The 21,534-nt window shown below is 68.6% G+C and carries 16 protein-coding genes; all 16 read left to right on the forward strand.

From position 1 onward, the window contains the following. The first annotated feature begins 1 nt into the window (after position 1). The 16 genes from KYK13_RS19880 (at position 2) to KYK13_RS19955 (ending at position 21,523) form a co-directional block, all read left to right on the forward strand. Entirely contained in the window at positions 2-1,795 is a 1,794-nt protein-coding gene (locus tag KYK13_RS19880; RefSeq protein ID WP_223631598.1) for a lamin tail domain-containing protein, read from the forward strand. 84 nt (positions 1,796-1,879) lie between these two features. Then, positions 1,880-2,665, forward strand: a complete 786-nt coding sequence (locus KYK13_RS19885) for an exodeoxyribonuclease III (RefSeq protein WP_223631599.1) — start codon at positions 1,880-1,882, stop codon at positions 2,663-2,665. Positions 2,666-2,693: 28 nt separating this feature from the next. Next, positions 2,694-3,473: a 1-acyl-sn-glycerol-3-phosphate acyltransferase gene (locus KYK13_RS19890; protein ID WP_223631600.1), complete on the forward strand. Its 780-nt coding sequence runs from the start codon at positions 2,694-2,696 to the stop codon at positions 3,471-3,473. A gap of 143 nt (positions 3,474-3,616) precedes the next feature. Then, positions 3,617-5,182: an ATPase domain-containing protein gene (locus tag KYK13_RS19895; RefSeq protein ID WP_223631601.1), complete on the forward strand. Its 1,566-nt coding sequence runs from the start codon at positions 3,617-3,619 to the stop codon at positions 5,180-5,182. Positions 5,183-5,184: 2 nt separating this feature from the next. After that, positions 5,185-5,553: a two-component system response regulator gene (locus KYK13_RS19900; protein ID WP_223631602.1), complete on the forward strand. Its 369-nt coding sequence runs from the start codon at positions 5,185-5,187 to the stop codon at positions 5,551-5,553. An 8-nt stretch (positions 5,554-5,561) separates the two neighbouring features. Continuing rightward, positions 5,562-6,404: a hypothetical protein gene (locus KYK13_RS19905; protein ID WP_223631603.1), complete on the forward strand. Its 843-nt coding sequence runs from the start codon at positions 5,562-5,564 to the stop codon at positions 6,402-6,404. Positions 6,405-6,663: 259 nt separating this feature from the next. Continuing rightward, positions 6,664-7,626 carry an RHS repeat-associated core domain-containing protein gene (locus KYK13_RS19910; RefSeq protein WP_223631604.1) on the forward strand — a complete coding sequence of 321 codons (963 nt, stop codon included), beginning with the start codon at positions 6,664-6,666 and terminating at the stop codon, positions 7,624-7,626. A gap of 956 nt (positions 7,627-8,582) precedes the next feature. Further along, a complete protein-coding gene (locus KYK13_RS19915; RefSeq protein WP_223631605.1) occupies positions 8,583-9,347 on the forward strand; it encodes a hypothetical protein in 765 nt (254 codons plus the stop codon). A 50-nt stretch (positions 9,348-9,397) separates the two neighbouring features. Next, positions 9,398-10,624, forward strand: a complete 1,227-nt coding sequence (locus tag KYK13_RS19920; RefSeq protein WP_223631606.1) for an ROK family transcriptional regulator — start codon at positions 9,398-9,400, stop codon at positions 10,622-10,624. Positions 10,625-10,728: 104 nt separating this feature from the next. After that, entirely contained in the window at positions 10,729-11,484 is a 756-nt protein-coding gene (locus KYK13_RS19925) for a family 16 glycosylhydrolase (protein WP_223631607.1), read from the forward strand. Next, positions 11,481-13,124 carry an ABC transporter substrate-binding protein gene (locus KYK13_RS19930; RefSeq protein ID WP_223631608.1) on the forward strand — a complete coding sequence of 548 codons (1,644 nt, stop codon included), beginning with the start codon at positions 11,481-11,483 and terminating at the stop codon, positions 13,122-13,124. Before KYK13_RS19925 ends, KYK13_RS19930 begins: the two co-directional genes overlap by 4 nt. 2 nt (positions 13,125-13,126) lie before the next feature. Next, the gene (locus KYK13_RS19935; RefSeq protein ID WP_223631609.1) at positions 13,127-14,110 is read left to right on the forward strand and encodes an ABC transporter permease; all 984 of its coding nucleotides are present in this window, start codon (positions 13,127-13,129) and stop codon (positions 14,108-14,110) included. Next, the gene (locus tag KYK13_RS19940; protein ID WP_223631610.1) at positions 14,103-15,875 is read left to right on the forward strand and encodes a dipeptide/oligopeptide/nickel ABC transporter permease/ATP-binding protein; all 1,773 of its coding nucleotides are present in this window, start codon (positions 14,103-14,105) and stop codon (positions 15,873-15,875) included. The genes KYK13_RS19935 and KYK13_RS19940 overlap by 8 nt, the downstream gene beginning before the upstream one ends. Then, entirely contained in the window at positions 15,872-16,867 is a 996-nt protein-coding gene (locus KYK13_RS19945) for an ABC transporter ATP-binding protein (RefSeq protein WP_223631611.1), read from the forward strand. Before KYK13_RS19940 ends, KYK13_RS19945 begins: the two co-directional genes overlap by 4 nt. Beyond that, a complete protein-coding gene (locus KYK13_RS19950) occupies positions 16,848-18,218 on the forward strand; it encodes a GH1 family beta-glucosidase (protein WP_223631612.1) in 1,371 nt (456 codons plus the stop codon). Before KYK13_RS19945 ends, KYK13_RS19950 begins: the two co-directional genes overlap by 20 nt. Beyond that, complete coding sequence (locus KYK13_RS19955) at positions 18,215-21,523, forward strand: glycoside hydrolase family 2 TIM barrel-domain containing protein (protein ID WP_223631613.1); 3,309 nt, start codon at positions 18,215-18,217, stop codon at positions 21,521-21,523. The genes KYK13_RS19950 and KYK13_RS19955 overlap by 4 nt, the downstream gene beginning before the upstream one ends. The last annotated feature ends 11 nt before the right edge of the window (positions 21,524-21,534 follow it).

Consider the following 21,534-nt stretch of genomic DNA (forward strand, 5'->3'; position numbering starts at 1 on the left):
CATGTCCTGGTCTTCCCGGCACCTGCTGGTCCCTTTGTCAGCGGTGCTGTTGGTGTTGTCGGCGTGCGGTGGTGATGACGACAACAAGAACCCTGTCTGCGGCAACGGCATCGTCGAGAGCGGCGAGGCGTGCGACGACGGCAACCGCGTCGACAACGACCGCTGCAACAACAGCTGTCAGGTGAATACGCCCGCGGTCGACGCGGGCTCTGACGCTGGCACCGAGGTGGATGCGGGCACCGACGCGGGCACGGAGCCGGATGCCGGCACCATCGATGCGGGCACGGACGCCGGGACGGAGACGGACGCGGGCACCATCGACGCGGGCACGGATGCCGGCACCATCGATGCGGGCACGGACGCGGGTACGGATGCCGGCACCATCGACGCGGGCACGGACGCGGGTACGGATGCCGGCACCATCGATGCGGGCACGGACGCGGGCACCATCGACGCGGGCACGGATGCCGGCACCATCGACGCGGGTACGGATGCCGGCACCATCGATGCGGGCACGGACGCGGGTACGGATGCCGGCACCATCGACGCGGGCACGGATGGCGGCGCCATCGACGGTGGCCCGGCTCCGGACGCCGGCACAGGCAGCGACGCGGGCACCACCGCGACGCTGAGCGCGCTGGAGCCGGCCGCGGTCTTCGCGCGCTCGGGCACCACGGGTGAGACGATTCCGGAGCCGCTGGCGGTGACGCTGAGCGCCAACGCCACCGCGGACGTGGTGGTCCAGGTCTCCTCGTCCAGCCCGTCGGTGGTCGTGGCCAACAACGGCCAGGTGACGGTGCCGGCGGGCTCGCGCTCCGCGGCGGTCATCGTGACGGCGAACGACGCGGCGGGCTCCGCCAAGGCGACGCTGACGGCCACGCTGGGCGGCGATTCGCGCACGGCGACCGTGCGCGTGCTCGGCGCGACCGAGGCGGCCTCGCTGGCGTACCTGTCGCCGGAGACCGTGTCCCTGTCCTCCGGTCAGACGGCGAACGTCACCGTGGTGCTCGACATCCCGGCCGCGGCGGCCACGTCCATCGCGCTGTCCACCACGGGCAACGTGGGCTCCGTGCCGGCCACCGTGACGGTGCCGGCCAACGAGATCTCCGCGAAGTTCGTCTTCACCGCCGGCGCGGCCGGCTCGACGGGCACCATCGTGGCCACGCTCAACGGCCAGTCCGTGTCCGCCCAGGCGAAGGTCACCGCCGCCCCGACGACGAACCACGTCGTCATCAGCGAGCTCGCCCCCGCGGGTCCTGGTGGCGCGAACGATGAGTTCATCGAGCTCTACAACCCGACGAACGAGGACGTGGACCTGACCGGCTGGAAGCTCCAGTACAAGAGCGCGTCGGGTCCGACCTACAACGCCACCGCATTCACGTTCGCCTCGGGAGCCAAGATCGCCGCGCACGGCTTCTTCCTGGTGACCCACACGTCCTATCAGGGCACCGTCAAGGGCGACGCGAGCACTGGGTCCATTTCCATGGCCGTGAACGGCCACATCCGGCTGGGTAAGCCCGGCATCGGCAACGCCCCGACGGAGGCGCTCGCGGTGGACACGGTGGGCTTCGGCACGGCGGACTCCGCGGAAGGCAAGAGCCCCGTCTCGGGAACGATCGGGACCAACGGAAGCATCGAGCGCAAGGCCAACGCCGGCTCGTCCGCGGCGACCATGGAGGGTGGCTCGGACGCGACGAAGGGCAACAGCCAGGACACGGACGTGAACGGCGCGGACTTCATCATCCGCACCACGCGTGATCCGCAGAACAAGGCGAGTGCCCTCGAAGTGCCGTGACGCACTGAGCAGTGACCGGCCCCACCGTCCTTCCAGGAACGGTGGGGCTGGAAATGCCCGCGCGCTTTCGCCATAAGCGGGGGCGTGCGAGTCGTCTCCTGGAACGTCAACGGTCTGCGCTCCATCCACCGCAAGGGGTTCCTCCCGTGGCTCTCCAAGGCCCGGGCGGACATCGTGGGGCTACAGGAGGTGCGCGCCCGCGTGGAGCAGCTCCCCGCGGAGGTCCGCGCCCCCCGCCGGTGGAAGACCCACTTCGTGGCTGCGGAGCGCCCCGGCTACAGCGGCGTGGGCCTCTACAGCCGCCACGAGCCCTACGACCTCACCACCACCCTGGACGCGCCGGAGGTGGACGCGGAGGGCCGCCTCCAGTTCGCCCGCTTCGGCAAGCTGACCGTGGTGAACGGCTACTTCCCCAATGGCAACGGGAAGGACCGCGACCTCTCCCGCATCCCCTTCAAGCTGGACTTCTACCGCCGCCTCTTCGCGCGCCTGGAGAAGCCGCTGCGCGACAACCAGCGCGTGCTGGTGATGGGGGACTTCAACACCGCCCACCGCGACATCGATCTGGCGCGCCCGCGCGAGAACCGCGAGACCAGCGGCTTCCGCCCGGAGGAGCGCGAGGAGTTCGACCGGTGGATCCGCTCCGGCTGGGTGGACACCTTCCGCCACTTCAACGCCGACGGCGGCCACTACTCCTGGTGGAGCCAGCGCGCTGGCGTGCGCGAGAAGAACATCGGCTGGCGCATCGACTACGTGCTCGCCACCCCCGCGGCGCTCGCCTTCGTGAAGAAGGCCTCCGTGCACGCGGACGTCCACGGCTCGGATCACTGCCCGGTGAGCGTGGACCTGGACCCCGCGATCCTCACCTGAACCCGCGCATCCTCAAGGGACACCCCTCATGAACGCACTGCTCTCCATCTGGACCTGGGTCGAGGTGGGCCTCGTCGCCCTCGTGGGCTTCTTCGTCCAGATCTTCCTGCTCATCTTCACGTTCCCGTTTGACAAGCGCCGCTACGCCGTGGGCCGCTGCTTCCGGCTGGTGGGCGTCACCGCCGCGAAGCTCACGCCCTACTGGCGCTTCGGCGTGCACGGCAACGTGCCGGCCCAGGTGGCGCCCAACACGGTGGTGGTGAGCAACCACGAGTCCAACGCGGATCCGTTCCTCATCTCCCATCTGCCGTGGGAGATGAAGTGGCTGGGCAAGAAGAGCCTCTTCCGGGTGCCAGTGGTGGGCTGGATGATGGGCATCGCCGGAGACATCCCGGTGGAGCGCGGCGACCGCGACTCGGCCACCGGCGCCATGGCGCGCTGCAAGCAATGGCTGGCCAAGGGGATGCCGGTGATGATCTTCCCGGAGGGCACGCGCTCCAAGACCGAGGAGCTCCTGCCCTTCAAGGACGGCGCCTTCCGGCTCGCCATCGAGGCGCAGGCGGACGTGCTGCCGCTGGCGGTGAGCGGCACGCGGCTGGCCCTGCCCAAGCACTCGTGGCGCTTCGCCACGTCACGCGGGCTGGTGACGGTGGGCACGCCCATCTCCACGAAGGGGATGACGTTGGACGACGTGGAGACGCTCAAGAATCAGGCGCGCGCCCAGATTGAATCCCTGCGCGCGTCGCTCAAGCCGCTGACGGGGAGCGGGCCCGTCGCCCCGGCGACGGACGCCAACACCGCCCGGTGAACGGACGGCGGACCCGGCATTCGTCGTCCAGTCGTACACGTTTCCCAGATTGTTGATCCCTCCAGGGTTGGCTGGACTAAGAGTCTCCAGGTCCGGTCCCCAGGGCCGGCTCGGCGCCTGGCGCCCCAGGAAGGGAACGTGTGATGGCGCTGGGCAGTCCACGTGAAGAGCAGCGGGTGTCCACGGGCATTCCCGGCCTGGACACCGTGCTGTGTGGTGGCCTGCGCAAGGGCCGCATGTACATGGTCATGGGCCTGCCGGGAGCGGGCAAGACCATCCTGGCCAACCAGATCTGCTTCCATCAGGCGGCCCTGGGCCACAAGGTCCTCTACCTCACGCTCCTCGCCGAGTCGCACACGGAGCTGGTGAGCAACCTTCAGACGCTGTCGTTCTTCGACCCGTCCTGCGTGCCGGGGAAGATCAGCTACCTGAGCGCCTTCACCATCCTGGAGCAGGGAGGGCTGGACGCGCTCGCGGAGCTGGTCCGCAAGGAGATCAAGTCTCACAAGGCCTCGCTGCTCGTGCTGGATGGCCTGCTGGCGGCGGAGGAGCTGGCCCCGTCGCGGCAGGCGCTCAAGAAGTTCATCCACGGCCTCCAGGTCGTGACGGGCCTCATCGGCTGCACCACGGTCGTGCTCACCACCGGCGGCGACAAGGGCCTGCGCGCGGAGCACACCATGGTGGACGGCCTGCTGATGCTCCAGCAGCGCACCTTCGGCGTGCGCACCCTGCGCGAGCTGAGCGTGCGCAAGTTCCGCGGCAGCGCGTACAAGCTGGGGCGGCACGGCTTTGAAATCACCGGTGACGGGCTCACCGTCTATCCCCGCCTGGAGTCGATGGTGGACGGCAACCTGGTGCCGGGCGCGGGCCGGCGCGAGCGGGACGCCTTCGGCATCACCGGCCTGGACCGGATGCTCAAGGGCGGCGTGCCGGCGGGCTCCACCACCATCCTCCTGGGGCCGCCGGGCAGCGGCAAGACGCTGATGGGCCTGAGCTTCCTGGCGGAGGGCGCGCGCCAGGGAGAGCGCGGCCACTACTTCGCCTTCTACGACGCGCCGGAGCGGATGCTCGCGCAGGCGGCGGGCGTGGGGTTGCACCTGCAGCCGCTGATGGAGCGCGGCGAGCTGGAGGTGAGCTTCCGGCCGCCCACGGAGAACATCCTCGACAAGCTGGGGACGGAGCTGCTGACACTCGTGCGCAGCGGCCGGGTGCGGCGCATCTTCCTGGACGGCTACGAGGCGCTGCGCCGCGCCTCCACGCGCCGCACGCGGGTGGCTCGCTTCCTGGCGGCGCTCATCAACGAGTGCCGCGTGCGGGAGGTGACGCTCCTCTACACCGCGGAGGTCACCTCCGCGTTCGGGCCGGAGGTGAGGTTCCCGCTCAAGGGCATCTCCATGGTGGCCGAGAACATCCTGTTCCTGCGCATGGTGGAGCTGCACTCCGGGCTGCGCCGCTTCATCGCGGTGCTCAAGGTGCGCAACAGCGCCTACGATCCCGCCCTGCGTGAGCTGGAGATCACGGACAAGGGAATCCAAGTGGGAGCGCCCTTCGCCGAAGGGCAGATGTTGATGACGGGGCTCGCGCGCACGCGGACGCCGGAACCGACCCCCTTGCCGAAGCCGCGCCGCAAGCCGCGCGCGGGCGCGAAGTCCTCCGCGAGGGCGACCTCTTCGAAGCCGCGCCGCAACGTCAAGCGCCGAGGCACGTGACCATGGGGCCCGTCCTCATCGTCGACGACGAGTTCGGCATCGTGGAGGCCGTCCGGGATCTCTTGTCCGACGAGGGCTACCGCACGGTCACCGCGCTCAATGGCCGGGAGGCCCTGGAGCGGATGCGCCAGGAGCGCCCGTCGGTGGTGCTGCTCGACTACATGATGCCGCTGCTCAATGGGCCGGGCGTGCTGGAAGCCATGCAGAAGGACGAGGCCCTGCGCGACGTCCCGGTGGTGATGATGAGCGCCAGTCCGCCGGACTACTGGCAGCACCTGCCGTGCGCGGGCTTCCTGCCCAAGCCCTTCGACATCGATCAATTGATCGCCATCGTCCAGCGCATCGCGGGTCCGCCGCCCGTGGCGCACTGAGGGTCGACGTGACCCTCTTCACGAGCTCCGGTCCGCAAACCGAACGACTGGTGAGCAAGGTGGCGTGGGAACCGTTCGGCGGTCTGCGGGGCTATCAAATCAACCCACTGCCCGCTCAAACGCGTCCGGTGGCCGTGGAGTACGCGCTGGGGGATGATGGCACGCAGGCCCCCGCCAATTGCTCGGCGGCCTTCCCATCCGCCGCGAATTCGGATCTGACGGGGCGGGTGCGCTCATTGCGCGTCAACCGGGATGACTTCACTCCGGGCAGCACGTTCAACAACGGCGGCATCTACAAGCGCACCTTCACGTGGAGCGCGGATCAGGTCGTGCGGACGGACACGTGCCTGCTGGGGGCGACGACTCCCAGGACGGAACTGTATGCCTATGATCGGACCCTGCGGCTGACGTCCGCGTCCCGGCCTCCTGGCAACTGGGACGCGACCGGTGGCGCGTTTGCGGAGCAGACCTTTGGCTACGATCGCCGTAGCAATCGGTCACAGCTCTCCCAGTTCTACAGCACCTTCTCATACTCGCTCGCATACGACACCGGGGCTCGCGCGGACCTGCTGATGTCAGTGGCGCCCCCCGGTGGGCAGTACAGGGAGACGAATTTCACCTACGACGCGGATGGGCGCGCAGTGACCAAGGAATCGGGTCACTACATGTCTGGACAGCCCGCGAACCTGATGGAGTTCCGCTATGCACCCTTCAACGCGGCGGAAGGGCAAGGGGGCAGCGCGAGAGTCTGTCTTCCGTGCCGTACGGGTCAACGGCCTGACGTACAACTACTTCTACGATGCCCTGGGACGCAGGCGCGCCAAGGTCAACCCGTTCAATCGGCGGGATGAATTCTTCCATGGCACTGGCAATCAGCTGCTGGTGGATCAGGGATGGAATGAGCCCATCCCGCAGAGTCAGGGCAACTTCCGTGTGGTGGATGATTACGTATGGCTCGGAGGCCATCCGTTGATGATCTTCCGGGGCAGGCTGGACGCGACACAGAACGTTCGGGAGCCTGACTCGACCGTGGATTGCAGGCGTGACGGTGAAGCTGCGGCGTGAGGTGTCTACTTCCCCGTCACAGACATCATCGGTAAGCCGGTTTTGATGTTGAACAGCAATGGACTTGTGGCAGGCGCGGCGGACTACCAGCCCTTTGGCCACGTCAACCGGCTTTCCACTCCGGACAGCTCAAACCTTCCCTACCTGGATGAGGACCGAGAGACCTTCACTTCTTTCCGGCAGCCCGCGGAGAACAGCAACGTCCAGGGGCGTGCGCGCGCCCGGTTCATGTTCGTCGACATCCACGATGGGCAGGACGACGTGACGGTCTACAGGAATGACCCCGTGGCTCCCCAGGAGGTGACCTATCAGGACCCGGAGATGAGCCAGGTGATCACGCCCTGGTACTCGTTGCCCGACGATGGGATGGGCGTGCGTATCTCCGCGGGCCCGGAGGATAGCTCCGGACCGAATACCTCCCTGGGCGCGGCGATGGAAAGCTTCGAGTACCAGCGCTACCAGACGGGTGCGCAGCCATTCTGGACGCCCCTGCGCTTTGCGGGTCACTACTACGACGCGGAGACGGACCTCTTCGAGAACTGGAACCGATACTACGACCCGAGTGTGGGGCGGTATCTCCAGCCGGAGCCGTTACTCGCGATGGGGCCGGCGGTGCTGCCGACGTACGCATATGCGATGAACAATCCGGTCAATGTAACCGACCCTTCCGGAAAGGACCCGATCATCAGCCTGCAGACCTACATTGGTCTTTACTATGGCGTTGGATTGGGATTGCTCGGTGGTGCGGACGTCAGCCTCCAGTTCTCGCCAACGGTCGGCCCCTACATTCAAGTGCAGAATCACCCGATTCAGGCGCAGCGTGGTTACGACACCACGTTTGGGCGGATCATCTGCTATTCAGGCAAGGACCTTTCCAATCGCCCCCCACGAAGAGGCTCATATCCTGCAGTCGGACTTCTTGGGGGACGCGTACCTCACGACTCATTTGATGCTCCAGGGAATCTCGCAGGCCTTTACTGGAACTCACTACGCGCTGAACCCTCTTGAGTGGGGACCGAACCAGAACCCGCCGACCCCTTGGCCGACGCAGATTCCCAAGTGAACCATGAAGCCTGTTCTTCTTATCATTCTCGTGGCTGCTGCTTCGGCCTTGTGGGCTTGTTCGTGGCTGCCCGGCAAAAAGAGAGAGCCAACAGTGGAACGGTCGGCACGCCTCAAGTCGGCGTTGACGGAGTCATGCATCAATGAGGGATTGCATCGACTCCGGTTGCGGAGCACCGGCAATCTGGATAACCAGCTGTTTGTGATAGCGGAACCTGATGGGCCATCAATGGCCCATCAGGTTCCTGTGAGGATTCAGCATCACAAGGTTCTTGGGCCCGCCTTCATCCTGGTCGCGGTGACGACATTGCCACCTGATCGCGTGGGTGAGGCGGATTACCGGCAGGCGGAAGAGTGGACTGGAGAGATACTTCAGGGCGTTCTCGACGCGTGCAAGGTATCCGGCCCGGAGTCGTGCGTTCGGTGCCAGCATGAGGCGTGCAACGTGCCGTGCACACCTGGCCGAACTGGACGTCAGCTGTAGAACGTCGTGAGCGAGACCCTGGAGCCGCGTTCGGTTGCTCCAGGGCCTTCCTGTTTTGAGGTTGGCCCCCTCCCATCGTGGCGCGGTGCGGTCACCTCAACGTCGACGCTGCGCATGAGGCCCATAGCGCACTGCATCAGCCGATTGACAGCACTGCGCGTGCGGTCACGCGCTTGCAAATTGGCAAAGGGGGCTGGTATTTCTTCGTCAATCGAACGAACTCGCATGTTCGCGGTTGGCGGGGACGCGGGACGACTCCAGGTGGCAGGAGCCCCGGCGGCGGGAGACAGCGGATTCTCCTCTGGCGTATGTCGGTGTGAGTGACGCATTGCGACGCGCGGGTGGCGGCTTACAGCAGCTTCTAATTTCTTCGCCGTAAGAACGAAGTCATCCCAGCAAGACAACCCGGAGGGGACTCATGCTTCGCAACAAGCGTTTCGCGTGGACGTTGGCGGTCGTCGGAGTTTTCGCGACGGCGGGGCTGGTGGGCGCCTGTGACCCCGAGGATGAGAAGCCCACTCCCAGCCCCCAGAGCGACGCCGGCACCAAGACGGACGCGGGCACGAACACCGACGCGGGCACGAACACCGACGCGGGGACCAACACCGACGCGGGCACCAATACGGATGCCGGGACGACGACAGACGCGGGCACCACCACCGACGCGGGCACCGATGCCGGCACCCAGACGTCGCTGCCCCTGGCGGTCGACGGTACCTGGGCGGCCAGCGGCTACATGGGCTCAGGCGGTGGTAACCAGGGCGGCCTGGTGGACGAGCCTGTCTGCCACACGCCCCGTCCGGGCTCGGGCCTGGGCAACTGCCACAAGTTCACCGCCACCCAGAAGGCGGACTTGTGGGCCGGCGTCTTCTGGCAGTTCCCGGAAGGGGCCTGGGCGGATGACCCGCGGCCCGGCTTCCAGGTGCCGGATGGCGCGAACTCCGTGTCCTTCTACGCCTGGGGTGAATCCGGCGGTGAGATCGTCGACTTCTTCGTCGGTTACGAAGACAAGGATGGCTTCACGAAGAAGATCAACGTCACGCTGACCACCGAGCCCAAGCAGTACACGTTGGACATCAGCAAGGTCCGTTACGGTGCGGTCGGCGCGGGCTTCGGCTGGTCGGCGGGTGGGCTGGACGTCAAACCGCTGGTCTTCTTCCTCGACGACATCCAGTGGCACTGATCTCCAACCTGTGAGCGCCCGGTGCGCCAACCAAGGAACGTGAGCGGACGATGAAAGCGGGAACGGCGGTGTTGACGGTCGATGCGGCGGGCATGCGTGCGCAGAACAGCGGCCTGCTGCTGAACATGATCTGGCACGAGCGTCAGATCTCCCGGGCGGAGATCGCCCGGCGCACGGAGCTCAGCCCGTCGACCGTCTCCGCCATCGTCGCGGACCTGGAGCAGGCGGGCCTGGTGCGCAGCATTGGCGCCGGGGTCTCCCGCGGGGGCCGCCGTCCCACCCTCATCGGCTTCTGCGACGAGGCATTCAGCCTGGTGGGCGTCGAGCTGGGCGCCACCCACATCACCGTCGTCCTCACGGACCTCCGCGGCCGCGTGCGCACGCAGAGCAAGGCGAGCCACGCGGTGCGCGGCGATCCGGAAGGGTCGCTGCAGAAGGCCAGGGAGCTCGTCCAGGAGTGTCTGGATGCCGAGCGCGTTCCGCGCCGCTCCGTCGTCGGCATGGGGATCGCCGTGCCCAGCCCCGTGCACCCGGCGGCTCCCGGCAAGATGTCCCCCCTCATCCTCCCCGCGTGGAAGCACGTGGACGTGAAGGAGTGGTTCCAGACCACCTTCGACATGCCGGTGTTCGTGGACAACGACGCGAACCTCGGCGCGCTGTCCGAGTGCTTCTGGGGCGCGGGCTCCAACGGTGAGGACCTCACGTACATCAAGCTGGCCACCGGTATCGGCGCCGGCCACATCATCCACGGCGACGTCTACCGCGGCGCCGGCGGAACGGCCGGTGAGATTGGCCACATCCCGGTGGACTCCAACGGGCCGCTCTGCGTGTGCGGCCTGAGGGGCTGCCTCGTCACCCTCATCGGCTCCACGGCGCTCACCGAACGCGCGCGCGAGCTCATGGGGACCCGCGGCCGCAAGGGCCCCACCGTGCGCGACCTGGTGGACGGCGTCCGCACCGGCGACGCCGCCGCGAAGCAGATCATCGACGGCATGGGCGCCTACCTGGGCATCGCCGTGGGCGGCCTGCTCAACCTGCTCAACCCCGCCGTCGTCGTGCTCGGCGGGGAGATCTCCTCCGTGGGCGAGATGCTGCTCGACCCGCTGCGCGCGTCCGTTCGGCAGCGCGCCCTGTCCGTCTCCATGGCGGAGACGCGCATCGTCACGTCCACGCTGGGCGAGCGCTCCATCGCCGTGGGCGCGGCCACCCTCGTGCTCCAGGCGGCGCTGCGCGACCGCTCCCTCTTTCCCACGCAGAACGTCGGGAGAACTGCATGACTTCGCGCCGTGTTGTCCTCGCCCTGGCCCTGTCGGGCCTGGGGATGGCTTCGTGTGATCCGGCAGCAGGTCTGGATAACAAGCAAAGCGAGCAACCCGGGCCCGTGACGGAGCAGCCGGGCACGGGCTGGGAGATCGTCTGGCAGGACGAGTTCGACGGGCCGGCGGGCTCGCAGCCGTCCAAGGAGCGCTGGACCCCGGAAGTGGGCGGGGACGGGTGGGGCAACGGCCAGTTCGAATACAACACCGCGCGGGCGGAGAACGCGTCGCTGGACGGTGAGGGCCACCTGCTCATCACCGCGCGCAAGGAGCGCTACGGCAACAACGACTACACGTCCGCGCGCCTGTCGACGAAGAACCGCTACAGCAAGGCCTACGGCCGCATCGAGGCGCGCATCCAGCTGCCCACGGGCCGCGGCATCTGGCCGGCGTTCTGGATGCTGGGCGCGGACGTGGACTCCGTCGGCTGGCCGGACTGCGGCGAGATCGACATCATGGAGCACAAGGGGCAGATCCCCTCGGTGATCCGCGGCTCGCTGCACGGACCGGGCTACTCGGGCGGCGGGAACATCGGCCGCGAGCATGCGATCTCCGGCGCGCCGCTTGCGGCGGACTTCCACATCTACGCGGTGGAGTGGGAGCCCGAGCGCCTGCGCTTCATCCTCGACGACACCGTCTTCTTCGAGGTCACCCCGAAGAACCTGCCCGCCGGCCGGAAGTGGGTCTACGACCATCCGCACTTCATTCTCCTCAACGTCGCGGTGGGCGGCTCGTTCGTGGGGCCGCCGGACTCCAAGACGGTGTTCCCGCAGTCGATGAAGGTGGACTACGTGCGCGTCTACGAAAGGGCCGCGCAGTGAGGTTCGCCCGCGCGCTCCTGCCGCTCGCGCTGCTGGTGGCGTGCTCCTCCGAGCCGCGCCCCCGGCCACCGGGGGTGCTGTTCGTCTCCGTGGAGCAACAGAGCGCGTGGGTGCGCAACTTCAACCCGCTGTTCGCGGGCGCCAACGCGCGTTGGCCCACCCGGGCGGGCGTGTACGAGTGCATGGAGGTCTTCAGCTCCGCGCAGGGCAGGTGGGTGCCGTGGCTCGCGGTCAGCCACGCGTGGTCGGAGGACCAGCGCACGCTGCGCTTCAACCTGCGCGACGGCGTCCTCTGGTCGGACGGCACGCCCTTCACCGCGGACGACGTCGTCTTCACCTTCGGCGTGCTCAAGCAGCACCCGGCGCTGGACGCGGCCGGCGTGTGGCGCTTCCTCACGGACGTGAAGGCGGAAGGCAAGGGCACCGTCACCTTCAGCTTCTCGCGCGTGTACCTGCCGGGCTTCAGCGACCTGGCGCACCAGATCATCGTCCCCCAGCACATCTGGAAGGACGTCGCGGATCCGGTGACGTTCACCAACCCGGAGCCGGTGGCCACCGGGCCGTTCACCCAGGTGACGCTGTTCCGCAACCAGGTCTACGAGCTGGGCCGCAATCCGCACTACTGGCAGCCCGGCAAGCCCGCGGTGTCCGCGCTGCGCTTCCTCGCGTTCCCCACCAATGACCAGGCCAACATGGCGCTGGTGGAGGGGGAGGTGGACTGGGCGGGCAACTTCGTGCCGGCGGTGGACCGCACCTTCGTGTCGCGCGACCCCGCGCACCATGCGCGCTGGTTCCCGCTCTACGGCAGCACCGTCTTCCTCTATCCCAACACCACGCGCCCGCCGCTGGACGACGTGCGCGTGCGCAAGGCGCTGAGCATGGCGCTGGACCGCGACCAGCTGGTGGAGGTGGCCATGTATGGCTACACCCGCCCCGCGGACGCCACCGCGCTCAACGACGCGTACACCGGCTGGAAGGACGCGGACGTCGCGAAGGACGCGTGGACGCACTACGACCTGGGCGCGGCGAACAAGCTCCTGGACGAGGCGGGCCTCACGCGCGGCGCGGACGGGATGCGGCGCCTGAGGGACGGGCAGCCCTTCACGATGGACCTGGAGGTCGTGAGCGGGTGGTCGGACTGGGTGCGCGCAGGGCAGGTGGTGGGCCGCGACCTGCGCAAGCTGGGCATCGGCGTGACGCTCAAGACGTACGAGTTCGGCACCTGGTTCACGCGCCTGCAGAAGGGCGAGTTCCAGCTGGCCATCTCCTGGTCGCTGGACGGACCCACGCCGTACAACTTCTACAAGTGGCTCCTGTCGCCGCGCACGGTGCGGCCGGTGGGCGAGGTGGCCGCGGCCAACTGGCACCGCATGGGCGATGCGCAGGCGGATGAGCTGCTCATCCGCTTCGAGCGCGCGGGCACGCCGGAGGAGCAGCACGCGCTGATGTCCCAGGTGCAGCAGCGCTTCTCCGCCGTCGCGCCCGCGATCCCCCTGTTCCCCAACCCGTCGTGGGGCGAGTCCAACTCCTCGCGCTTCACGGGCTTCCCCACCGAGCAGAACCCCTACGCGCGGCTCGCGCCGCACGCGGAGCCGGACAGCCTGCTGGTGCTGACGGCGCTGTCCCCGAGGGAGCGCTGACCATGGGCCGCTACATCCTCCGGCGACTGGGCTTCTACCTCATCGCCGCGTGGGCCTCGCTCACGCTCAACTTCGTGATTCCGCGGCTGGCTCCCGGCGATCCGGCCGCGGCCATGTTCGCGCGCTTCGAGGGCAAGGTCGCGCCGGAGGCCATGGGCGCGCTGAAGGCCGCCTTCGGCTTCACGGACGCGCCGCTCTATGCCCAGTACTTCACCTACCTGAAGCACCTGGTGCAGGGCGACCTGGGCATGTCCTACGCGTACTTCCCTTCGCGCGTCTCCGAAGTCATCGGCACGGGCCTGATGTGGACGGTGGGGCTGGCTGGCGTGGCGGTGATCATCAGCTTCGTGGTGGGGTCCTTCCTGGGCGTGCTCGCCGCGTGGAACCGGGGCGGGTGGCTGGACTCGGCGCTGGCGCCCGCGCTCGCGTTCCTGGGGGCCTTCCCCTACTTCTGGCTGGCCATGCTGGCGCTGTACCTCTTCGGTTTCGTGCTGGGGTGGTTCCCGCTGCGCCACGCGTACGGGCACGACATGGAGCCTGGGCTTTCGTTCGCGTTCGCCGCGGACGTGGCCCGCCACGCGGTGCTGCCCGCGTCCTCCATCGTGGTGGCCACGCTGGGCGGGTGGATGCTCGGCATGCGCAACACGATGGTGGCCACGCTGGGGACGGACTCCATCCGCCTGGCGCACGCGCGCGGCCTGCCGCCCCGGCAGGTGATGCTGCGCTACGCGGCCCGCAACGCGCTTCTGCCCAACGTCACCAGCTTCGGCATGGCGGTGGGCTTCGTGCTGTCCGGTTCGCTGCTCACGGAGATCGTCTTCTCCTATCCGGGCACGGGCTACCTGCTCATCCTCGCCGTGCGCAACCAGGACTACCCGCTGATGCAGGGCCTGTTCCTGGTCATCACCCTGGCGGTGCTCGCGGCGAACTTCGCCGTGGACCTCCTCTGCCTCTGGCTGGACCCGAGGACCCGCGCCCATGCGTGACTTCCTGCGAAGGCTCTCCCGCCACCGGAAGGCGGGGGTAGGGGGCGGTCTGCTCCTGTTCTTCCTCCTGCTCGCGGTGGTGGGGCCGTTCTTCGTGATGGATCCCACGGAGCTCGTGGGCCGGCCGCACCAGCCGCCCAGCGCGGCGCACTGGTTCGGCACCACGGGCCAGGGGCAGGACGTGCTCGCGCAGACGGTGGTGGGCTCGCGCCAGACTCTGGCGGTGGGCTTCGCGGTGGGCGCGCTCGTGACGCTGATGGGCGCGTTGGTGGGCGTCACCGCGGGCTACCTGGGCCGCCGCGTGGACGACGTGCTGTCGCTCACCACCAACGTGTTCCTGGTGATCCCCGGCATGCCGCTGGCCATCGTGCTGGGCGCGTACCTGCCCTCCGGGCCGCTGCGCATGGTGGCGGTGCTGACCGTGGCGGGCTGGGCCTGGAACGCGCGCGTGTTCCGAGCGGAGTCGCTGGCGCTGCGCGGGCGCGACTTCGTGTCCGCGGCGGTGGTGACGGGAGAGAGCCACTCGCGCATCGTGTCGCGCGAGCTGCTGCCGAACATGGCGTCGCTGGTGGGCTCGTCGTTCATCGGCAACACGCTCTACGCCGTGGGCGCGCAGGTGGGCCTGGAGTTTCTGGGCCTGGGCGACGTGAGCGTGGTGACGTGGGGCACCAACCTCTACTGGGCTGGCAACGACGCGGCGCTGCTCACCCGCTCCTGGTGGATCTTCGTCCCCACGGGCCTGTGCATCGCGCTCGTGGGCTTCGCGCTCACGCTGCTCAGCTCCGCCATCGACGAGATGACCAACCCCGCGCTGCGCGTCCACAAGCCCGCGGCGCTGCCCGTGAGCACCGCTCCGCGCGCGCAGCTGGAGAAGCCGGTGCCGGGCGTGCTCCTGCGCGTGCAGGACCTGTGCATCGACTACGCGACGGAGAAGGGCGCCTCGCGCGTGGTGGACTCGGTGTCGTTCGACGTGGCGCCCGGCGAGGTGTTCGGCCTCGCGGGCGAGTCCGGCAGCGGCAAGTCCACCATCGGCTCCGCGCTGCTGGGGCTGCTGCCTTCCTCCGCCCGTGTCACGCAGGGGCGCATCCTCTTCAACGGCATGGACGTCACCGCGCTGGAGGGGCAGGCCCAGCGCGCGTTCCGCTGGCGCCAGGTGTCCATGGTGTTCCAGAGCGCCATGAGCGCGCTCAACCCGGTGCTCACGCTGGGCGAGCAGTTCCACGACACGCTCGCGGCGCATGGAAGCGTATCGCGTGCCTCGTCCTATGCCCGCGCGCGGGAGCTGCTGGGCATGGTGGGCCTGTCGCCGGACCTGGTGACGGCGTGGCCGCACCAGCTCTCCGGCGGCATGCGGCAGCGCGTGGGCATCGCGCTGGCGCTCGCCCTGGAGCCCCGGCTGATCATCATGGACGAGCCCACCACGGCGCTGGACGTCGTGGTCCAGAAGGAGCTGCTCCAGCGCATGGTGGAGCTCAAGCAGCGGCTGGGCTTCGCCATGCTCTTCATCACGCATGACCTGCCGCTGCTGCTCGCGCTGTCGGACCGCGTGGGCGTGCTCCAGGGCGGAAGGCTGGTGGAGGTGGACACCTCGGCGAACCTGCGCGCCGGGGCCCGCCACCCGTACACGCAGCTCTTGCTGTCCTCGTTCCCGCACCTGTCCGCGAAGGACGTGGCCCCCGTGCCCCAGCCGGTGACGCAGGCGCCGGAGCTGTCCGTGGCCCGGCCGTCCAGGCGCATCGCCGCCGTCCCCGGAGGTCACCGATGAGCGCGCCCCTGCTGGAGGCGGAGGGACTGACCCGCAGCTACCTGGCAGGCGGCTTCTTCTCCCGCGAGCGCAAGCCCATCCTCAAGGGCGTGTCCTTCTCCCTCCAGCCGGGGGAGATCGTCGCGCTGGTGGGCGAGTCTGGCAGCGGCAAGAGCACGCTGGCGCGCTTGTTGGCGCGGCTGGACATGCCGGACGCGGGGCAGCTGCGGCTCGCCGGGCGCGATGTGCTGGCGGACGGCAGCGCGCAGGCGTCGCTCGAGTACCGCGGCCGCGTGCAGATGGTGTTCCAGGATCCGTTCGCGTCCCTCAACCCCGTGCACACGGTGGCGTATCACCTGGAGCGGCCGCTCGTGCGCCACGGCCGCGTGCCGAAGTCCGGCCTGCGCACGCGGGTCCTGTCGCTGCTGGAGTCCGTGGGCCTGACGCCCGCGGAGGCCTTCGCGAAGCGCTACCCGCATGAGCTGTCCGGTGGCCAGCGCCAGCGCGTGGCGGTCGCGCGCGCCCTGGCGGTGGAGCCGCAGGTCATCATCGCGGACGAGCCCACGTCCATGCTGGACGTGTCCACGCGCAAGGGCGTGCTGCAGCTGCTTCGCGGCCTCACGCAGGAGCGCGGCATCGGCATCCTCTTCATCACCCACGACCTGGCGAGCGCGCGCCACCTGGCCGACCGCATCCTCGTGCTCTACGCGGGCACGGTGGTGGAGGCGGGCAGGGCGGATGAGGTGCTGCGCCACCCGCACCATCCGTACACGAAGCTGCTCCTGTCCGCGGTGCCGGATGGCGACGACTTCCTCCAGGCCGCGCTGCCGGCGAGGCCCGCCACGGGGGCGCCGCCGCTCGTGGGCTGTCCCTTCGCTCCGCGCTGCCCGGTGTCCGAGCCGCGCTGTTCCTCGCTCACCCCTCCCGACGTCCTCCCGGCCGCGAATCACCTCGTCCGCTGCCACCTTGAAGTTCCGAAAGGAGTTACCGCCGATGCGTCAGTTTCCTCCTGACTTCCTCTGGGGCGTGGCCACCTCCGCGTTTCAGATTGAAGGGGCCACCCGCGTGGATGGCCGCGGCGAGTCCATCTGGGACCGCTTCGCCGCCACCCCGGGGAAGATCCAAGACAAGTCCGACGGCTCGGTGGCCTGTGAGCATTACCGCCGCTGGCCGGAGGACATCGAGCTGATGCGCTGGATGGGGCTCAAGTCCTATCGCTTCTCCATCGCGTGGCCGCGCATCCTCCCGGAGGGCCGCGGCCGGGTGAACACCCCGGGCGTGGACTTCTACTCGCGCCTGGTGGACTCGCTGCTGGGCGCGGGCATCGAGCCCTTCGTCACACTCTACCACTGGGACCTGCCGCAGGTGCTGGAGGACCAGGGCGGCTGGCCCGCGCGCGCCACCGGTGACGCCTTCGTGGAGTACGCGGACGTCATCAGCCGCGCCCTGGGCGACCGCGTGAAGCGGTGGATCACCCACAACGAGCCCTGGTGCATCAGCTACCTGGGCTACGGCAATGGCGAGCACGCGCCGGGCCACAAGGACTGGTCCAAGATGCTGGCCGCGGCGCACACGCTGCTCGTGTCGCATGGCCACGCGGTGAAGGTGCTGCGCGCCAACGTGAAGCACGCGGACGTGGGCATCACCCTCAACCTCACACCGGGCGAGCCCGCGTCGCCCAGCCCGGAGGACGCGGACGCCACGCGCGACTTCGACGGCGGCTTCAACCGCTGGTTCCTGGAGCCGCTCTACGGCCGGGGCTACCCGCGGGACGTGATTGAAGACCACGTGAAGGCAGGCCGCATCGCGTCCCCACACCTGGACTTCATCCAGCCCGGGGACATGGAGACCATCGCCACGCCCACCGACTTCCTGGGCGTAAACTTCTACTCGCGCGCCGTCCTGCGCAGCAATCGCATCCCCGAGGAGCAGAACGCGCCGCGCACCGTGTTCGTGCGCCCGGACAAGACAGACATGGACTGGGAGGTGTGTCCGGCCTCCCTCACGCGCCTGCTGGTGCACCTGGAGAAGGAATACAAGCCGGGCCCCATCTACATCACGGAGAACGGCTGCGCGTACTCCACCGCCCCCAGCGCGGACGGCCGCGTGCACGACGCGCAGCGCGTGGAGTACCTGCGCGGGCACCTGGAGGCGTGCGGTGACGCCATCGCGCAGGGCGTGAACCTTGCCGGCTACTTCGCGTGGTCGCTGCTGGACAACTTCGAGTGGGCCTACGGGTACACCAAGCGCTTCGGCCTGGTGTGGGTGGACTACGCCACCCAGCAGCGCATCCCGAAGGACAGCGCCCACCTCTATCGCGACGTCGTGGCCCACAACGGCCTGGACGTGGAGCAGGCCGCTTGAAAAAGCTCTTCCTGACGACGTGTCTGGCGCTGTGCGGCGGCACCCAGGCTTTCGCCCAGGTTGCCGGAGCAGGCGCGCCTCTTCAATCACCGCCCTCGGCGCAGCCGCCCTCGGCCGGCCCCGTTGACTCCGCCGCGCCCGTGCCCGGGCAGCCGCCGCCTGGACAGCAGCAGGCTCCGGCGGCGCCCGTGGCTCCCGAGGCGCCGCCACCTCAGGCCGCCGCGGCCTCGGACGCGAGGCGCACGACGGTGACGCGCATCATCCACGACGAGCGCGGCTTCAAGCTCCAGGTGGACGGGAAGGACTTCCCCATCCACGGCGTGAACTGGGGCTACACGCCCATCGGTGAGAACTACCGGTACTCGCTCTGGACGCAGCCGGAGGACTTCATCAAGCAGGTGCTGGCGAAGGAGATGGGGATGCTCCGCGACGCGGGCATCAACGCCATCCGCCAGTTCGACGACATCCCGCCCGTCTGGGTCGAGTACATCTACCGGAACTACGGCATCTACACGATGCTCAACCCGCTGATGGGACGCTATGGCCACCCGGTGAACGGGGTCATGGTCGTCAACATCGACTACTCGAACCCGGAGCATCGCAAGGCCATCCTCGGCGCGCTCGCCGAGAAGGTGGAGGTCTACCGGGACGTTCCCGGCGTCCTCATGTGGCTCTTGGGCAACGAGAACAACTACGGCCTGCACTGGACGTCGTTTGAAATCGAAGCCCTGCCGGGCCACGAGGACGCCGCGCGCGCGGAGTCGCTCTATTCGCTCTACGGCGAGGCGGCCCGCACGGTGAAGAAGCGCGACACGAACCACCCCGTGTCCATCGCCAACGGCGATCTCCAGTACATCGACCTCATCGCCAAGCACTGCCAGGACCTGGACGCGCTGGGCACGAACGTCTACCGCGGCCCCACCGCGCGCGACCTGTTCGCGGAGGTGAAGGCCAGGCTCGACAAGCCGGTGTTCTTCTCCGAGTTCGGCGCGGACGCCTACGACGCGAAGGCGGGCCGCGAGGACCACGTGATGCAGGCGGAGTACCTGCGCACGCAGTGGGAGCAGATCTACCTGGAGGGCTACGGCCAGGGCCTGTCCGGCAACGCGCTGGGCGGCTTCGTGTTCCAGTGGGTGGACGGCTGGTGGAAGCACGGACAGGAGTCCAACCTGTCCATCCACGACACCACCGCGACGTGGCCCAACGGCGGCTACATGGCCGACTTCGTCCCCGGTCAGAACAACATGAACGAGGAGTGGTTCGGCATCGCGGCCCTGGGCCCGCCGGACTCCAACGGCATCAGCGTCATCCAGCCGCGCACGGCCTACTACGTCCTCCAGGCCGCGTTCCGGTTGGATCCATATGCGCCCACCACCAACCCGGACGTCATCCGCGACTACTTCGCCAACATCCGCCCGTCCGCGCTCACCAGCAGCTACACGTCGTCGGTGGCGCTGTCGCGCGCGGAGGAGCTCAGCGCGGTGCGGGTGTCCAACCTGCGGCTCTTGCTGGACAGCTCGCTGTCGCGCGGGAGCATCGCGACGGTGCGGCCCAACCAGAGCGCCGCGGACCACACCGAATCCATCTTCTTCGACCTGGCGGTGCAGCCGGCCAGCGGCGTGTACGGCCGCGCGTCGTTCAACGTCGTGGGGAACGTGGCGCAGAACCGGCTCAACAACCTGTTCTACGAGAACCGCGGCACGCCCTCCGCGCCCACCGCGGGCCAGATCCCCGTGGGCCCTGGCGCGCCGGCTCGCGAGCAGTCCCCGCTGGATCGCTTCGCCCTGTACCAGGCGGAGTTCAAGTTCGACCGCTCGGACTTCGCGCTGGAGGGCTACTACCGCACCGGCCACTACCACTGGGGCGAGGAGGGTGACTTCTTCAACCTCTACCGCGAGGCGAACTACGGGCCGAACCTGGACATCTACCACGGCAACGCGCCCTTCGGCGTGGTGTTCAGCGGCAAGAAGGCAATTGACGGACTGAAGATCGCCATCGGTCCGGAGCTGTACTGGGGCGCCAACCCCTCCGTGGTGGCGAAGTACCGCAACAACGTGGGCCCGGTGAACATCACGCTGGTGCACCAGGAGGACCTGGCGCAGGGCGCGTCGTCCGCCACGGCCTCCGTGGTGCGCGAGCGCATCGCGCGCAGGACGGCGCTCAACTTCCAGTACGCCACCGGCAAGCTGGTGCTGGACGTGGGTGGCCTGCTCTCCGCGCCGCAGCGCATTGGCGAGACATTCACCTATACGCGCAGTGCTCCGGACGGCGCCCCCAGCTACCTCAACAGCGGCTACGACGTGCTCCAGGACAAGGTGCAGTTCCTGGACACGCTGGGCGCCAAGGCCCGCCTCACCTACGACATGGGGATGGTGCGCTGGCTGGTGCAGTCCTCCATCCGCGGGCTCGTCGCGGACAGCGGTCCGGAGCAGGGCAACATCATCACGGGCTGGAGCCTGCGCGAGAGCGGCCGCGGCAACCACTACGCGGGACAGCTGGGCGCGGCGCTGCAGTTCGGCTCCATCCAGGTGTCACCCAACGTCCTGTATCAGAAGCCGCTCATCGGGCCGAACCCCACCATCCAGGACGCGTACGACCCGGGCTCCGGGCTGTACTACTCGGGCGTGAGGCCGCGCAGCGTGCTGGTGGACGCGTTCAGCGTGTTGGACAACCGCGAGACGCTGGGCGGCGAGCTGCTCATCACCTTCGACCCCACGCCGGGCACCTGGTTCTGGTCGTGGGACCGCGACATGCGTGAAGACGCGCCGTTCGCCGCGGGCCTGGACATCGTCTACCGGCACCAGCCCACGTCGCGCGACGCGGGCATCGCCATCCTCGCGGACGGCAGCACCATCGCCTTCGGCAGCGCGCCGGTGGCCCGCGATGAATGGGAGACGTCCCTGCGCCTGGTGGGCAACCCCACCCAGCGCCTGCGCCTGTACGGCACGGCCTACGTGGGCAGCCAGCAGTCCTCCGGCGAGGACAGCCGGCAGGTCCACCGCTTCGGCCTGGACGGCTCCGCGCTCTACGACACGCTGCTGCTCGCGGCCCAGGTGCGCTTCAACGACTGGGGGCCGTACGACTACCACCGCGTCTTCAACCTCACGTACCCGCTGCAACTGGGCGGTGACCTGTCCTACGGGTTGAAGAAGCCGGTGCTGGGCGCGGTGTCCACGCGCTTCGGCCTGCGGGGCCTGGTGCGCATGCTGAACGAGTACTCGGAGGGCCTCAACGACCGGGGCATCACCGAGGGCCTGAAGGGTCGCGAGTACGAGGTGGGCGCGTATGCCATCCTTTCTCTCTGAGGGAGCACGCA

The sequence above is a fragment of the Corallococcus sp. EGB genome (assembly GCF_019968905.1).
GTDB lineage: Bacteria > Myxococcota > Myxococcia > Myxococcales > Myxococcaceae > Corallococcus.

Bases quoted from the DNA above. Each gene is read 5' to 3' on its own strand.
- KYK13_RS19890 (WP_223631600.1), top strand. From the start codon at position 2,694: ATGAACGCACTGCTCTCCATCTGGACCTGGGTCGAGGTGGGCCTCGTC.
- KYK13_RS19895 (WP_223631601.1), top strand. From the start codon at position 3,617: ATGGCGCTGGGCAGTCCACGTGAAGAGCAGCGGGTGTCCACGGGCATT.
- KYK13_RS19945 (WP_223631611.1), top strand. From the start codon at position 15,872: ATGAGCGCGCCCCTGCTGGAGGCGGAGGGACTGACCCGCAGCTACCTG.
- KYK13_RS19910 (WP_223631604.1), top strand. From the start codon at position 6,664: ATGTTGAACAGCAATGGACTTGTGGCAGGCGCGGCGGACTACCAGCCC.
- KYK13_RS19915 (WP_223631605.1), top strand. From the start codon at position 8,583: ATGCTTCGCAACAAGCGTTTCGCGTGGACGTTGGCGGTCGTCGGAGTT.
- KYK13_RS19950 (WP_223631612.1), top strand. From the start codon at position 16,848: ATGCGTCAGTTTCCTCCTGACTTCCTCTGGGGCGTGGCCACCTCCGCG.
- KYK13_RS19935 (WP_223631609.1), top strand. From the start codon at position 13,127: ATGGGCCGCTACATCCTCCGGCGACTGGGCTTCTACCTCATCGCCGCG.
- KYK13_RS19940 (WP_223631610.1), top strand. From the start codon at position 14,103: ATGCGTGACTTCCTGCGAAGGCTCTCCCGCCACCGGAAGGCGGGGGTA.
- KYK13_RS19880 (WP_223631598.1), top strand. From the start codon at position 2: ATGTCCTGGTCTTCCCGGCACCTGCTGGTCCCTTTGTCAGCGGTGCTG.
- KYK13_RS19920 (WP_223631606.1), top strand. From the start codon at position 9,398: ATGAAAGCGGGAACGGCGGTGTTGACGGTCGATGCGGCGGGCATGCGT.
- KYK13_RS19900 (WP_223631602.1), top strand. From the start codon at position 5,185: ATGGGGCCCGTCCTCATCGTCGACGACGAGTTCGGCATCGTGGAGGCC.